General features: G+C 44.7%; 10 protein-coding genes and 1 other annotated feature. Of the genes, 3 read left to right on the forward strand and 7 right to left on the reverse strand.

Annotated features, from left to right (window positions below; translation table 11 throughout):
* Positions 1–3 precede the first annotated feature (3 nt).
* The gene (gene gltB / locus ACQKIC_RS02600) at positions 4–4,554 is read right to left on the reverse strand and encodes a glutamate synthase large subunit (RefSeq protein ID WP_427590941.1); all 4,551 of its coding nucleotides are present in this window, start codon (positions 4,552–4,554) and stop codon (positions 4–6) included.
* Between the two features lie 133 nt (positions 4,555–4,687).
* Here gltB and ACQKIC_RS02605 point away from each other — a divergent pair, with 133 nt between their 5' ends.
* The 3 genes from ACQKIC_RS02605 to ACQKIC_RS02615 all read left to right on the forward strand — a co-directional run bounded on the left by ACQKIC_RS02605 (position 4,688) and on the right by ACQKIC_RS02615 (position 6,905).
* The gene (locus ACQKIC_RS02605; RefSeq protein ID WP_402957059.1) at positions 4,688–5,590 is read left to right on the forward strand and encodes a LysR family transcriptional regulator; all 903 of its coding nucleotides are present in this window, start codon (positions 4,688–4,690) and stop codon (positions 5,588–5,590) included.
* An 82-nt stretch (positions 5,591–5,672) separates the two neighbouring features.
* Positions 5,673–6,194 (forward strand): spore coat protein, encoded by a 522-nt coding sequence (locus tag ACQKIC_RS02610; protein WP_427590942.1) that lies wholly within the window; start codon positions 5,673–5,675, stop codon positions 6,192–6,194.
* Between the two features lie 126 nt (positions 6,195–6,320).
* Positions 6,321–6,905, forward strand: a complete 585-nt coding sequence (locus tag ACQKIC_RS02615) for a hypothetical protein (RefSeq protein WP_427590943.1) — start codon at positions 6,321–6,323, stop codon at positions 6,903–6,905.
* Positions 6,906–7,046: 141 nt separating this feature from the next.
* Here the strand turns inward: ACQKIC_RS02615 and ACQKIC_RS02620 are convergent, their stop codons facing one another.
* The 6 genes from ACQKIC_RS02620 to ACQKIC_RS02645 form a co-directional block, all read right to left on the reverse strand.
* Positions 7,047–9,956, reverse strand: coding sequence for a S8 family serine peptidase (locus ACQKIC_RS02620; protein WP_427590944.1), 2,910 nt, complete (start codon positions 9,954–9,956; stop codon positions 7,047–7,049).
* 164 nt (positions 9,957–10,120) lie between these two features.
* A complete protein-coding gene (locus ACQKIC_RS02625; protein WP_427668524.1) occupies positions 10,121–10,273 on the reverse strand; it encodes a hypothetical protein in 153 nt (50 codons plus the stop codon).
* A 118-nt stretch (positions 10,274–10,391) separates the two neighbouring features.
* Positions 10,392–10,877, reverse strand: a complete 486-nt coding sequence (locus ACQKIC_RS02630; RefSeq protein WP_427590945.1) for a GNAT family N-acetyltransferase — start codon at positions 10,875–10,877, stop codon at positions 10,392–10,394.
* Between the two features lie 152 nt (positions 10,878–11,029).
* Positions 11,030–13,444, reverse strand: coding sequence for a leucine--tRNA ligase (leuS, locus tag ACQKIC_RS02635; RefSeq protein ID WP_402957047.1), 2,415 nt, complete (start codon positions 13,442–13,444; stop codon positions 11,030–11,032).
* Positions 13,445–13,498: 54 nt separating this feature from the next.
* Positions 13,499–13,727, reverse strand: a binding site (T-box leader).
* Between the two features lie 159 nt (positions 13,728–13,886).
* A complete protein-coding gene (locus tag ACQKIC_RS02640; RefSeq protein WP_402875099.1) occupies positions 13,887–14,150 on the reverse strand; it encodes a DUF2524 family protein in 264 nt (87 codons plus the stop codon).
* An 87-nt stretch (positions 14,151–14,237) separates the two neighbouring features.
* The gene (locus tag ACQKIC_RS02645) at positions 14,238–14,741 is read right to left on the reverse strand and encodes an SMI1/KNR4 family protein (RefSeq protein WP_402875102.1); all 504 of its coding nucleotides are present in this window, start codon (positions 14,739–14,741) and stop codon (positions 14,238–14,240) included.
* Between the last annotated feature and the right edge of the window lie 34 nt (positions 14,742–14,775).

The raw sequence follows: 14,775 nt of genomic DNA on the forward strand, positions 1-14,775 counted from the left end.
TCCTTACAGCATCACAGCTTGTTTGGTGGATTTTTTACCTTGGATCGCATTAGCCTGAAACGCACTCATGAAGGCTTCTTCTTTCGATAGACCAGCTTGCTTATGTTCCTCGATGCTATTCATCATCCGCTTGTAATCCTTCGGAATGACTTTAACGAACCTTTTCACAAGATCGTTCCAGTTCTCCAGCACATAGGAGGCTTTCGCACTCTCTGTATAATGCAGGTGGTTCGAAATCAATTCTTTTACTTCATTACTATCTTTTATGTCGTCAAGCGTTTCGAATTCGATCATTTCTGGGTTACACAAGGCTTTGAATGCTTCCACTTCGTCTGCAAGTACATAGGCAATACCGCCTGACATACCGGCTGCAAAGTTTTTCCCGACATCCCCCAGAATCACGACACGACCGCCTGTCATATACTCGCAACCATGGTCGCCAATTCCCTCGACGACGACATGTACGCCGCTATTCCGGACCGCAAAACGCTCACCGGCACGTCCGTTGATGTATGCTTCCCCGCTTGTGGCACCATATAGGGCAATATTCCCGGCAATCACATTATCGCCCGCTTCCATCTGATTTCCAGGTGGAGATGTGACGACCAATTTCCCTCCTGATAATCCTTTACCGATATAGTCATTGACATCACCTGTCAAATACATCGACATCCCCTTCGGTATGAAGGCACCGAAGCTTTGACCGGCTGATCCCGTGAAGCGAAGGGTGATCGTATCTTCCGGCAGTCCTTCCTCACCATATCGTTTGGAAACTTCACTGCCGACGATCGTTCCAACCACGCGATTCACGTTTGTGATTGGGAAACTTGCGTCCACTTGAGTTTGGTCCTCAAGGGCAGGCTGTACAGCAGGGAGGATTTCCCTGACATCCAAGGATTCTTCGATTTTATGATTTTGCGGATGCTGGAACGTACGGATTCCTTCCGGTTGGAAAAGAAGGGTCGATAAGTCCAGGTGTTTCGTTTTCCAATGAGCCTTGGCCCGCTCGCTCACCTGTAAAACATCCGTGCGGCCAACCATTTCGTCAACCGTTTTGAACCCTAGTTCAGCCATCGTTTCACGAACTTCCTCTGCAATGAAACGCATGAAATTCACGACATGATCCGGATCTCCGGCAAATTTGCTCCGTAGCTCAGGGTTTTGTGTAGCTACGCCTACTGGACATGTATCCAAGTGGCACGCGCGCATCATCACACAACCAAGTACGACTAGTGGAGCGGTTGCGAAACCGAACTCTTCGGCACCAAGTATCGCCGCCATGACCACGTCACGGCCAGTCATCAGCTTTCCGTCCGTTTCAAGGACGACTCGACTACGTAGACCGTTCAGCATCAAGGTCTGATGGGCTTCGGCAAGACCAAGCTCCCACGGCAGTCCAGTATGCTTGATGCTCGTTTTAGGCGAAGCACCCGTTCCCCCATCATATCCGCTGATGACAATCACATCGGCAGCTCCTTTGGCAACACCTGCGGCAATCGTACCGACTCCCGCTTTCGATACCAGCTTGACGCTGATCCTTGCCTCGCGATTGGCATTTTTCAAGTCATGGATCAATTGCGCCAAATCTTCAATTGAATAAATATCATGATGTGGCGGTGGTGAAATCAGACCGACGCCTGGCGTGGATCCACGAACTTCGGCTACCCAAGGGTATACCTTATTCCCAGGCAACTGCCCACCTTCACCCGGTTTCGCTCCTTGTGCCATCTTAATTTGAAGCTCATCGGCATTCACGAGATAATGGCTTTTCACACCAAAACGACCGGATGCAATCTGCTTGATTCCACTGCGGCGGCTATCACCGTTTTCATCGATTTCATACCGATTCGGATGTTCCCCGCCTTCTCCACTATTACTTTTTCCGCCTAAACGGTTCATCGCAATCGCCAATGTTTCATGGGCTTCCTGACTTAACGACCCAAATGACATGGCCCCTGTTTTGAAGCGGCGCACGATGGATTCCACGGATTCCACTTCATCTATGGAGATACTTTGGTTCTTTTGGTTGAATGCGAATAAATTCCGCAAAAATCCAAGTCGCTCTTCATTCGCCAACTGGGAATATTGCTTAAATAGGCTGTAATCACCTTTTCGGCACGCCCATTGCAACGTATGAATCGTTTTCGGGTTGAACGCATGATGCTGACCATTTGCCCGATATTGAAAATCACTGCCCGCTTCAAGCGTCTGGTTGGAAAGATCGACGACAGCCCGTTGGTGACGGATCAATGCTTCTTCTGCAATGGTCTCCAATTCAATCCCACTAAGCTGTGACGCTGTACCACTGAAATAGCGTTCAATCACATTCGCACTAATTCCGACCGCTTCGAAAATTTGGGCACCACGGTAACTTTGGACCGTGGAAATTCCCATCTTCGACATGATCTTGACGATGCCTTCCGTCACGGCTTTCACATATTTGCTGACCGTTTTCTCGTAACTGATCGTTAAACTGCCGTCTGCGACTGCCTGCTTATACGTTTCAAAAGCAAGATACGGATAAATGGCATCCACCCCATATCCAATCAAAGCCGCAAAGTGATGGACCTCCCTTGCCTCTCCGGTTTCGACGATGATGCTGACCTTCGTCCGGTTCCCATGACGAATAAGCTCTTGGTGAAGGGCACTGGCCGCCAATAATGGAGGAATCGCAGCACGGTCTTCGCTCATGTTCTTATCGGATAAAATCAAGAGGCTGATGCCTTCCGTTATCGCTTGTTCCGCTTCCCGGCATATTCGATTTAATTCAAGTTCCAAATCTTCAGAAAATAAAGTCTCGATGACCCTACTTTTGAATTCCGGGTAGTTATTTTCTTTAAGCTGATTCATATGGCCTGGCGTCAATACCGGTGTATCCAATTGAATGCGATGGCTATTCTTTTCATTCGGATTCAGTAAGTCGCCTTCTGCCCCTAGAAACGTCATCGTTGACGTAACGATTTGTTCACGAAGCGAATCGATTGGTGGGTTGGTCACCTGGGCAAAGGATTGCTTGAAGTAATTGAAAAGCGATTGCGGACCATCGGCCAATACCGCCAACGGAATATCGTTCCCCATCGAGCCAAGTGGATCTTTTCCTTCCTTAATGACCGGCAACAAGTATTTTTGTACGTCTTCATACGTATAGCCGAACGCTTTCTGACGGAAAACCAAATCGGATAGAGGTTCCACATCGACCGGCTGATCTTCGTCCGTCAACTGCACAATCTGTTCGTCCAGCCACTTTTGATACGGTTGTTCGTTCGCCATTTCGGATTTGATTTCTTCATCCGAGATGATGCGGCCTTCCTCTAAATCAAGTAGAAGCATCCTGCCTGGGCTTAAACGCTCTTTATATAATACATTTTCCGGCTCGACTTCGATTACCCCGACTTCAGAGGAGAAAATGATGTAGTCATCTTTGGTCACATAATAACGGGCAGGTCTTAATCCGTTACGGTCTAGGATCGCCCCGATTTGTTTCCCATTCGTGAACGAAATCGCCGTCGGACCATCCCAAGGCTCCATCAACATGCTGTGGTATTCGTAAAAGGCTTTCTTTTCCTTGGTCATATGCGGATTTTCCGTCCATGGTTCAGGAATCAGCATCATCGCTGCATGCGCCGGCTTGCGGCCTGCCAGGACGAAGAATTCAAGGGCGTTATCCAAAATGGATGAGTCGCTTCCATCCGTATCCAAGATAGGCAGGACCTTTTGTAAATCATCCCCGAAAGCATCCGAAACGAACTGCTGTTCACGCGCTTTCATCCAGTTGACATTGCCCCGAAGCGTATTGATCTCCCCATTATGGATCAAGTAGCGGTTTGGATGGGCCCGTTCCCAGCTAGGGAATGTGTTGGTACTAAAGCGGGAATGCACTAAAGCGAAAGCGGACAAAAAATCTTCATGCTGCAAATCAAGATAAAATGCATCGACTTGTTCCGGTGTCAGCAATCCCTTGTAAACGATCGTCGCGCTGGAAAGACTCGCAAAATAAAAACGGTTTCCACGTTCCCTTGCCCAGTTTTCAGCCTGTTTCCTGATGATGAATAATTTGCGCTCGAAAGCCAAGTCTTCTGTAACGTCATCACTTGCCCCGATGAACACCTGTCGGATCGTCGGGCATGTTTCTTTGCCGACGTCCCCTAATTTCCCTGCATCCACAGGAACCGTTCTCCAGCCTAGAAGCGTTTGACCCTCTTGTTCGATTAATGAATTCAGACGCGCTTCAATCTCATTGCGTTCAGCATCATCGTTGGAAAAAAAGAGCATGCCCACACCATAGCGTCCCTTTGCCGGCAAGTTCATTTCCGGGCAAGTCAGCTTGAAATACTTATCAGGAATTTGCACCATCAATCCTGCTCCATCCCCTGTTAGAGGATCGCTCCCTTGTCCACCGCGGTGGTCTAATTGGCACAGCATCTGCAGTCCTTGCTTGACGATATCATGTGTAGCTAGCCCCTTTAAATGAGCGTATAAACCGATCCCACATGCATCATGTTCAAATTCCGGACGGTAAAGACCTTGTGCTTTTGGTAATTGATTGTATGTCATACGTTTTCCCCCCTCTTATTTCTTACACCGTTATGTCACTTACATATTATTCTAGGTTTTCAAATCAATATAAACAATATATAATTAAGCCAAAATCTATCTCACTTTGAGATAGGTGGAAGGAGATGAGTAAATGGAACTACGTCAATTGCGTTATTTCGTCGAGGTTGCGGAGAGGGAACATGTCTCTGAAGCCGCCGAACACCTACATATTGCCCAATCGGCCATCAGTCGCCAGATTGCTAGACTGGAAGAAGAACTCGGCGTCACGTTATTCGAAAAAATCGGTCGGAACATCCAATTAACGCCCATCGGAAAAATATTTTTAGTTCATGCCAAAACGGCGATAAAATCCATCGAATATGCCAAATATCAAATCGAGGAATTCCTGGATCCGGAACATGGAATGATTAAAATCGGGTTCCCGACAAGCCTCTCCACCTATTTGTTGCCGACTGTCATTTCCGCTTTTAAAGATGAACAGCCGAACATCTCATTTCATTTGAAACAAGGTTCCTACTCCTACTTAATGGATGCCGTGAAAAACCGTGAAATCGGCTTGGCCTTCCTAGGGCCGGTCCCTACGAAAGATCCTGATATCGACGGCCATATCTTATTCACCGAAAACGTGTCTGCCCTACTTCCCATCACCCATCCGCTGGCTGAAAGAAAGAGCCTGCGCCTAAGCGACCTGCGGAATGATCCTTTCGTGCTGTTCCCCAAAGGTTACGTCTTGAACACCCTTGCCATCGAGGCTTGTAAGCAGGCCGGCTTCACGCCGAACATCGCTTCGGAAGGGGAAGACATGGATTCCATAAAAGGGCTTGTGTCCGCTGGAATCGGGGTCAGCCTCCTGCCTGATAGCACCTTCTATGAAATCGTTCCGAGGATGACCGTCAAAATTCCCATTGAAACACCTTCAGTCAAACGGACAGTCGGTATCATCTCTCCAAGGAATCGAGAACTTGCCCCATCAGAAAAGGTATTTTACGAGTTTGTTAAAAAATTCTTTGCAAGGTTGGAGCAATACCAATGATATATTCTCAATAATGGGATAACTTCCGAAATGCCCACCTCTTGAATACTGTATCGAGACAATATGTTCAGGAGGTATTAACATGACACCCACACATTCACATCTTGCTTGGCATGAAACACTTGAGCTTCATGAATTAGTAGCTTCACAGTCCAATGCCCTTATGAAATTAAAAAAAGCCTATCCAGAAATAAAAGACCCGGTTTTAAAAACACACTACAAACACATGATCAATTCGCTTACGCAAAACATCATGGAGTTGTTGCAGTTTTATCCGTTAACGCCTGATGCCAATCGGGAAGAGGACGATCGTATGGGAGAAATAATACAGGGGGATGAAATAAGAGATGATGCATCGGCAATGGCTGCCGGGGATCTACTCGGGCTGGCCAAATCCTCCATCAAAAATTATGCGACTGCCATAACTGAAACGGCCACCCCCTCACTACGGAAGGTCTTTAAAAAGCAATTAAATGGGGCCATCGATAATCACGCAAGAATTTTCAACTATCTATATGAAAGAGATCTCTATCCAGCTTATGATTTCAACCAGCTTCTCCAAAACGACGTGAAGACGGCCAAAAAAGCTTTGTCCCAATTATGAACGAAAAAAGGTAAGTGGAAATCGATCGCCTCCACTTACCTTTTTATTTTCCCTAAACACCAAATAAGATAAATATGTAATATAACCCTTTATATGGTAGAATGTTAAGCCGGAGGGGATTAAACCATGAGATTCTTTAAAATGATTTTCTTTTGTATCGGCCTTTCTCTATTCTTAAGTGCCTGTGCTTCAGAAAATGAGGAAACCGTAACTAAAGAACAAACCGAAAATACGACAGAGAACAAAACGGAAGAAAAAAAGCAGCCTGACGAAAAAACCGAAGAGAATACGAAATCCGTCAAGCTAGACATACCGAATCAAGAAAGCTATAAAAAGCTTTCCGCACTACTTTCAAATCAGAATGATCCCAGTCTTGATCCTGAAGACTATCATAAAGTCATGACAGAACAGAAAGATATCAGGACCTTCATTGACAAAATGGATAAGATTGAAGTGAAAAAGAATAATGACGCAGCGGAACTACTAGATTACTCCATGGCCACCTTAGAAGAAACCACATATTTTTTTGAATTATTCAAGGACGAAAAAAACAAATTTAGTGTATTTTTCTTTGAAGATGGGCAAGTCATGTTAGTGAAGACGGACTTATCGAACAAGTCAAAGGAAGATCAGGAAAAAACCTATGTTTCGATTGCGAAGCACCCTGAACTGTTACAGGAATTGAAAGATTCTCTTTCTATTAATTTCTAGTTTATCGTGTACATAATGAAAGCCTATCAAAACTATTTTGATAGGCTTTTTTGTCGTCATCCTATTAGAGGTTCAAGAAAAAAACGGCATGTCCCTTGTTAGTTATTTCAAACAAGGGGACATGCCGTTTCAGTTAACATTTTACTTTTTATATTTCTTCACAGTCACTTTCGTTGCTTTGCCTGTATTGCCCGCTTTATCTTTTGCTGTGACGGACAAGGTCGAACCTGCTTTTTTCTTGCTGATTTTCACGGTGAATTTCCCTTTTTTATCAGCTTTGGCCGATCCGATTTTCTTATCTTTGTACTTGACCGTAACCGTCGATCCCGCTTCCGCTTTACCGGTTACTTTTTTTGATTTGTCCGTTACTTTGTCGACTTTCGGTGCACTTGGTGCCGTTTTGTCCAACACAGTCACTTTCGCTGCTTTACTTTCCCGTTTCGCCGCGTCAGTAGCTGTTATGGAAAGTTTTGTCCCTGCTTTTTGTTTGCTGATTTTTACTTTGTAATTCCCTTTGCTGTCTGCGTTGCCTTTGCCGATTACTTTTTTGGCGCTATTCTTGATGGAAATCGCGATTCCCGCCGTTGCTTTTCCCGTTACAAACGTATCTTTGTCACTTACTGCCTTCACAGTAGGTGCTTTAGGAGTTTCCCCCTTCTTCACAAACAGCTTGATTGAAGAGACAGCGACTTTAGAAGAATCCGAAATCACGACGTTTAGGCGTTGATCGGCCTTTTGAGCTGGAATTGCAACACTGAACGTGCCTTTGGCTGAAGTCACCGCTGTTCCGATTGTTTTGCTTCCGTTTTTCACTTCCACTTTTGAACCTGCTTTTGCCGTTCCTGTCAGCTTCGTTTGATTATCAAGAATCGGGTTCACTGCAGCTTTCAGGTCCACTTTACTAAGTGCACTAAAGCCATTCAGCCTTCCAAATCCTGAAACATAATCCCTGTCGACGGCTGGTGCTATCGGCTCTCCTTCATCTGTATAATCCTGATCCATTCCTTCATTGTCTTCTTCCTTGAAGGCAATGTAATCGGATGTTTCATGAAGGATGGTGCGTACGTCATTTATTTTCAATCCTGGATTACCGGATAGTAATAACGCGGCAACTGCTGCGACATGTGGTGTTGCCATCGATGTCCCATCCATTAACGTGACATTTCCGTTTGGCATAAGACTTGGGATCCCTGTTCCAGGTGCCACCAAATCAAGTGTCGGGCCAAAGTTGGAATAATCCGAAACGATATCATAGGCATTGGTTGCCCCGACGGATATTACATATTTAGAAGAAGCCGGATAAGAAAGCATGCTGGCTTCATTCCCGCTTGCGGCCACGATCACGACACCTTTGGATGCTGCGTAATTCAGGGCGTACTCGATGGTCCGGCTATAAGACCCGCCCAAACTTAAGTTAATGACCTTTGCTCCCTTGTCTGCCGCATAAATGATTCCGGCTGCAATTTTTTCCGTGTCCCCTGCTCCTGAAGAATCAAGGACCTTGACAGGAAGGATTTTGGCCAATGGATTGATTCCCTCCATGGAATATCCATTATTCGACTGGGCTGCGATGATGCCTGAAACATGTGTACCATGTCCATTATCATCGATCGCGTCCACTTTCGGATCGATGAAGTTCTTGCCTTGTCCCATATTGACTTTGTCTTTTAGATCCGCGAGCGTATTATCGACGCCTGTATCGATTACCGCAACCAATGTCTCTTTCAGATCGCGATTCTTAATAAGTTTCTGCAATTCGTCATTATGGATGTCAGCGCCTTTTTTACTCACTTCACGCCCCTCATTGTTCAAGGACCATTGATACGGTGATTGAATATCATTCGAAAGGGCTTTATACGTTTTAACCGGCTCGATATACTCTACATCCGAGAGGTTTTCAACCTGTGTAAGGGCCGTTGCGCTCATCTTGCCCGTTCCCTTTAACTCCACCACATATGTATCATCGAGGATGACATCTTGTTTTTTGAAGGTCGAGAACGTTCCATAGCTTTGTACCTTGGTTTGAACCGAAGTCAGTTTTTTACCCGGTTTCATCTTGACGATATACTTGCTCGTGATGCTTTTGGAAGCCGGTAGCTTATAACCCGCTTTGCTTGCGATATCGACAACGCGCTCGCCTGCAAGGTTATTGATGCCGATCTTATCCGCAATGCCGTTCATTTCTTTTTTCAGTGAAGCTGGGACGGCATCGACCGTCACATCGAACAATTCATTAATCGCTTGTTGCTGCTTATTTGAAATGACTGCCGTACTGCTTTCCCCATTTTCATTAAGGTCCGCAATTAGAGGTTGAAGGATTACTAGATTGTTGTATACATTGTCTCTTTTGCTCTTGCTGCCGGCCATATCAAGGACCAAGAACGGTGCAGCCTTATAATACAAGGAAGATAGGGCGCGTCCTTCCTCTGACTTGGAAAGAACTCCATCTCTGAACTTGCGAATTTCACTCAATAGGTTTTTACCCGTGGATTTTCCTACAGCGCTTAACTCCACTGGGCATGAAGCCATTCCAAGTTCGTCCGATGTTGCGGAAGGAGGCAATTTAACGGATTGTGCATGTATTTTGTAAGCCGTCTTATTCTCCGATTCCGGTAATGATAGGCCCTCTTCATCCACTTCACCGAAATACTCTATTTTCACATAATAGCTTCCTTCCCAACCGAACGGGAAGTCGATGACGGCCTTTTCTTCAGGGCCACTAGTTGCCCGGTAGTTATCATACGTTTCATCTTTCTCTGCTTTTTCTAAAGTAGGATAGACTGAAATATTAAGATAATCGTCCGATTCTACATCGAACTCAACATGGGAAAACTGATTAGTATCATCTTTCGTTGGGGTGATCTGGAGCCAATGGGTCTCAGGCTTGTCAAAATTGCCTTCAACCGTTTCTCCACTTTTAATGGAAGGTGATGCTTGTATGATTTTTGATGAATCTGTCGCAGCCTGAGATCTTTGTGGAATCAACATGCCAAAAACAAGTGAAAATATAAGTACACATACCGTAAATCGACTTACCTTTTTAACGTTCAATAGTTACCCTCCTAAATTTGCTAAAAATGCTTTACTATACCAAATTATCACACTGTTAAATATTATCAACCATTTTTTTGGCAATAACTTGAGAATGGTAGACTCCAAGGAATAAACAGGCATTTTGCACTAATACGTATCTTTGAATCTAGCTATTCTGCTTTTTATAAGAACAGGGTTTTCCTACTATTTCTTCCCCATTCACTTAGGATTCCGCCATATCCCCCATATGTGTCCGAATCTCGAATCTTGCTTCTTCCACTTTCTTTATCTGCGTTTTGAAAATCCTTATTCTTAGGTACATAATCAACCATCATCGGCAAAAAAAAGAATCTTCAGCGAAGATCCCTTTTTTTCGATTCAATTAAAACGCTCGATTATTGACCGATTCATTTTATCTCTCTATTACAGGTTAGCTCTCGAAAGTTAGAAGAGTTACGTATTCTTCACCGATAAATGCATGACAAACTGTTCACCAATCGGACCGGTTTTTCTCTTACCTGTATCTGTAAAACCTACTTTTGCATACAGTCGCTGAGCAGGAACATTTTTATGATTAACTGCTAAAACGATTTCATCACAGTAAGGAAATTCTGATTTAACAAAATCACTTAGCAAGAGCATCGCTTGTTTAGCATAACCTTTTCCTTGCTTTGCATGGTTAACAGATAATGCAGTTAAGAGCATCGCTTTCGGATTATCCGAGTACGCCTTAACTCGTTCCGTTGAATGTAATAGAAAGAAGCCTACAGGCTCATCCTCACATAAAATAACAATACGATGTTGTCCTTCTTTCACCTCTAAAATCTTGCTTGGTAATGCTGTGAACTGCCCTTGTTCTTCAGGAAGTTCAAAGGAATGTAATACGTCCAAATATTCATTCGAAAAATGTTTTAACTCCACGTCATGAACGTTTTCCATAGTTATGGTTGCTCCTTGGTTTTTCATTACATATTACCATAAAAATACATATAACAATATGGTCCTAATATTTATAGATCGACGAATGTCCCTTTCCAGGGCAACACAAAAAGAGCTGCCCCGGCCAATATGCGGGGCAGCTCTTTTGATTGTTAGTTTGCGACGATGTTGACTAATTTGCCAGGTACGGCAATGACTTTGCGGATGGTTTTACCATCAATCTGTTCTTTGATGGCGTCTTCGCCCATCGCGATTTCTTCGAGTTTTTCTTTCGTCGTATCAGTCGGCACCATAAGTTTGGCTTTGACTTTTCCGTTGATTTGAATTACGATCTCCACTTCGTTATCGACGAGCTTCGCTTCGTCGAACGCAGGCCATGTTCCGTAAGCGATACTTTCAGAATGACCCAGTTTAGACCAAAGTTCTTCTGAGATATGTGGTGCAGCCGGTGCTAACAATTTCACGAAGCCTTCGATATATTCTTTCGGAAGTGCTTCCGCTTTGTAGGCATCGTTGATGAATACCATCAGCTGTGAAATCGCCGTATTGAATTTCAATTCTTCATAGTTCTCGGTCACTTTTTTGACAGTTTGGTGATACACTTTTTCAAGCTTGCCACTGTCGTCCGTTTCGACCAATTTATCCGTCATCGTACCGTCTTCATTGACAAGTAAGCGCCAGACGCGATCCAGGAATCGGCGTGAACCGTCCAATCCGTTTGTCGACCAGGCAATGGATGCATCCAATGGCCCCATGAACATTTCGTACATGCGAAGCGTATCCGCACCATGGCTTTCCACGATGTCATCAGGGTTCACGACATTCCCTTTTGATTTACTCATTTTTTCATTGTTCTCGCCAAGGATCATCCCTTGGTTGAATAAGTTTTGGAACGGTTCTTTCGTTGGTACGACACCGATGTCATACAAGAATTTATGCCAGAAGCGCGCGTACAATAAGTGAAGCACGGCATGCTCAGCACCACCGATATAAATGTCGACCGGCATCCACTCTTTTAATTTTTCCGGATCGGCAAGAGCTTCCGTATTGTCCGGATCGATATAACGAAGGAAGTACCAGCTACTACCTGCCCATTGTGGCATGGTATTTGTCTCACGACGGCCTTTACGTCCGTTTTCGTCAACTACATTCACCCAATCCGTGATGTTCGCAAGTGGTGATTCACCCGTTCCTGAAGGCTTGATGTCCGTTGCCTTAGGTAGAAGTAATGGAAGCTCTTCTTCCTTAAGTGCTGACATGGTGCCATCTTCCCAATGGATGATTGGAATTGGCTCACCCCAGTAACGTTGGCGGCTGAACAACCAGTCGCGAAGGCGGTACGTGATTTTTTTCGTACCGATCGCTTTTTCTTCCAACCATTTAATCATGGCCGTGATGCCTTCTTCTTTATTCATTCCATCCAGGAATCCGGAGTTCACATGAAGTCCGTCGCCCGTATAGGCTTCTTTCGTCACATCTCCACCAGCTACGACTTCTTTGATTGGCAAGTCGAATTTGACTGCGAATTCATAATCACGTTCATCATGAGCAGGAACCGCCATGATTGCACCCGTTCCATAGCTGATCAATACATAATCAGCAATCCAGATCGGCATCTTTTCGCCATTGACCGGATTGATTGCATAAGCACCCGTGAACACGCCTGATTTATCTTTTGCAAGGTCCGTTCTTTCCAGGTCACTTTTATGTTTCACTTCGTCTAAATAAGCGTCAACGGCAGCACGTTGTTCGGATGTCGTGATCTTATCCACGAAAGGATGCTCTGGAGCAAGAACCGCATAGCTTGCACCGAATAATGTATCCGGACGCGTCGTGAACACCGTGAATGATTCATCGAATCCATCGATCGTGAACGTGACTTCAGCCCCTTCAGAACGGCCGATCCAGTTACGTTGCATATCCTTGATGTTTTCTGGCCAATCCACATCATCCAAATCGTCGATCAGACGGTCGGCATAAGCCGTGATGCGCAACATCCACTGCTTCATTGGACGGCGCTCGACCGGATGTCCGCCACGTTCACTTTTCCCATCGATGACTTCTTCATTCGCTAAAACCGTACCAAGTGCCGGGCACCAGTTCACAGCGACTTCATCGATATAGGCAAGGCCTTTTTCGTATAATTTCAAGAAAATCCATTGTGTCCATTTATAATATTCCGGGTCCGTCGTATTGATTTCACGATCCCAGTCATAAGAGAAACCAAGCGCCTTGATTTGGCGGCGGAACGTGTTGATGTTGTGTTCCGTGAATTCAGCCGGGTCATTCCCGGTATCGATTGCGTACTGCTCTGCTGGAAGACCGAATGCATCCCAGCCGATTGGATGGAGCACATTGTACCCTTGCGCCCGTTTCATCCGTGCCAGAATATCACTCGCCGTGTAACCTTCCGGATGTCCAACGTGAAGACCCGCTCCAGATGGATAGGGGAACATATCCAGCGCGTAGAATTTACGTTTGCCGCTATCTTCTCCCGTTTTAAACGTTTTGTTCGCTTCCCAATATTGCTGCCATTTCGTTTCTATGCTTCTATGTTCAAAACTCATTAGACTTCCTCCTATTTTCCGTATAAAAAAAACAATAAAAAACCCCTCATCCCAAATTGGGACGAGAGGATTATGTATATCTTCCCGCGGTACCACCCACATTGGCGACAACAAACAATCGCCCAGCTTAAAAGTTCCGTAACGTGGATTGGACGCCAGGCATTACTATCGCTTCACACCTGTGACTCCAAGACGAGTTCACAATCAATCCAGGTTGACTTGCACCATCCGTCAACTCTCTAAACTGGTTCTAATTGCTACTACTTCTCTTCATAGTCTTTATAAGAATATTTGATTTTATTTCATTCTAGTCAATTTTACCGATAATTGCAATAGCCGGTCACCAACATTATCTCCAGGTTTTTCATTATATATGCATCACCATTCAAAATCGTGCACATTGGAAAAGGGAGCTATGCTTCCATAGCCCCCACCTACACCTTTAATGACGCAATAAAATCATATCATTCTTTATATCATTCAATTGCTGTTGCATCCTTTGAAGCATATCCCGTTGCTGGGCATCCGCACTTCCATACATTTTGTCCAAATTTGTCAAAGCCTCTTCGATATAAAGCTGTGACTTCTGGAATTCCTCATCACTGTAATGGCCCAGCCTTGATGCTTCGTTATATTCATAATCTGCAAATCGGAGAGCCCCTTCGCATTGCTCCAATAACTGACCAACGGATTGTCTAGTTGCCATTTCAAACCCTCTCCTTCACGTTCGTTTGGATGACATTACATCATCACAATTAGTTTGAACTAAGAACGGGAGGATTATCATTTTTTTTCACTTATCCCAGAACTTTACCCCTTGATGGGAAATGAACTGCTCCAGCCACTCCGCGAAACCCATATGAAGCGGCTTGCTTTCATCGAAATCATCGATATGACCTTTTACCATGATATAATCCTGCTTGCCTTTGGCCACGTCATTTCCATGGATCACAATATTATCTTGATAAATGCAGGCCACCTTATAACAGCCTTCATAATCTTCTTCATACGTGTAATTTATGATATCCTCAAGGCTGTATAAATCATTTTCGCCCCCGGATTCAACATGATCGAACAGGCGGCACCCATTCGTTATCTTCAAAAATGCTTTATATTCATCTGGCAGCAGCAAACCGGTCTTTTCCTCAAAAGCGAGGATTTGTTCGTCCGAGGCAGGAGAATTGAAGGTACACGTTGCATTGAACACAGTCCCATCATCATTGACTTCTAGCACCTGGTTATTTTCTGCTAATTTCTTTTTCATTTGATTTATGACTTCTTCTACTTGAACGGTCATATTCATCAGCTCCCGACTCAATTTAGATAAACGA

The sequence above is a fragment of the Peribacillus sp. NPDC046944 genome, from assembly GCF_050272735.1.
Classification (GTDB): Bacteria; Bacillota; Bacilli; order Bacillales; family DSM-1321; genus Peribacillus.

Coding starts and splice junctions, on each gene's coding strand:
- ACQKIC_RS02605 (WP_402957059.1), top strand. CDS start 4,688: ATGGAACTACGTCAATTGCGTTATTTCGTCGAGGTTGCGGAGAGGGAA.
- gltB (WP_427590941.1), bottom strand. CDS start 4,554: ATGACATACAATCAATTACCAAAAGCACAAGGTCTTTACCGTCCGGAA.
- ACQKIC_RS02630 (WP_427590945.1), bottom strand. CDS start 10,877: ATGGAAAACGTTCATGACGTGGAGTTAAAACATTTTTCGAATGAATAT.
- ACQKIC_RS02640 (WP_402875099.1), bottom strand. CDS start 14,150: ATGGCAACTAGACAATCCGTTGGTCAGTTATTGGAGCAATGCGAAGGG.
- ACQKIC_RS02615 (WP_427590943.1), top strand. CDS start 6,321: ATGAGATTCTTTAAAATGATTTTCTTTTGTATCGGCCTTTCTCTATTC.
- ACQKIC_RS02645 (WP_402875102.1), bottom strand. CDS start 14,741: ATGACCGTTCAAGTAGAAGAAGTCATAAATCAAATGAAAAAGAAATTA.
- ACQKIC_RS02610 (WP_427590942.1), top strand. CDS start 5,673: ATGACACCCACACATTCACATCTTGCTTGGCATGAAACACTTGAGCTT.
- ACQKIC_RS02625 (WP_427668524.1), bottom strand. CDS start 10,273: ATGATGGTTGATTATGTACCTAAGAATAAGGATTTTCAAAACGCAGAT.
- leuS (WP_402957047.1), bottom strand. CDS start 13,444: ATGAGTTTTGAACATAGAAGCATAGAAACGAAATGGCAGCAATATTGG.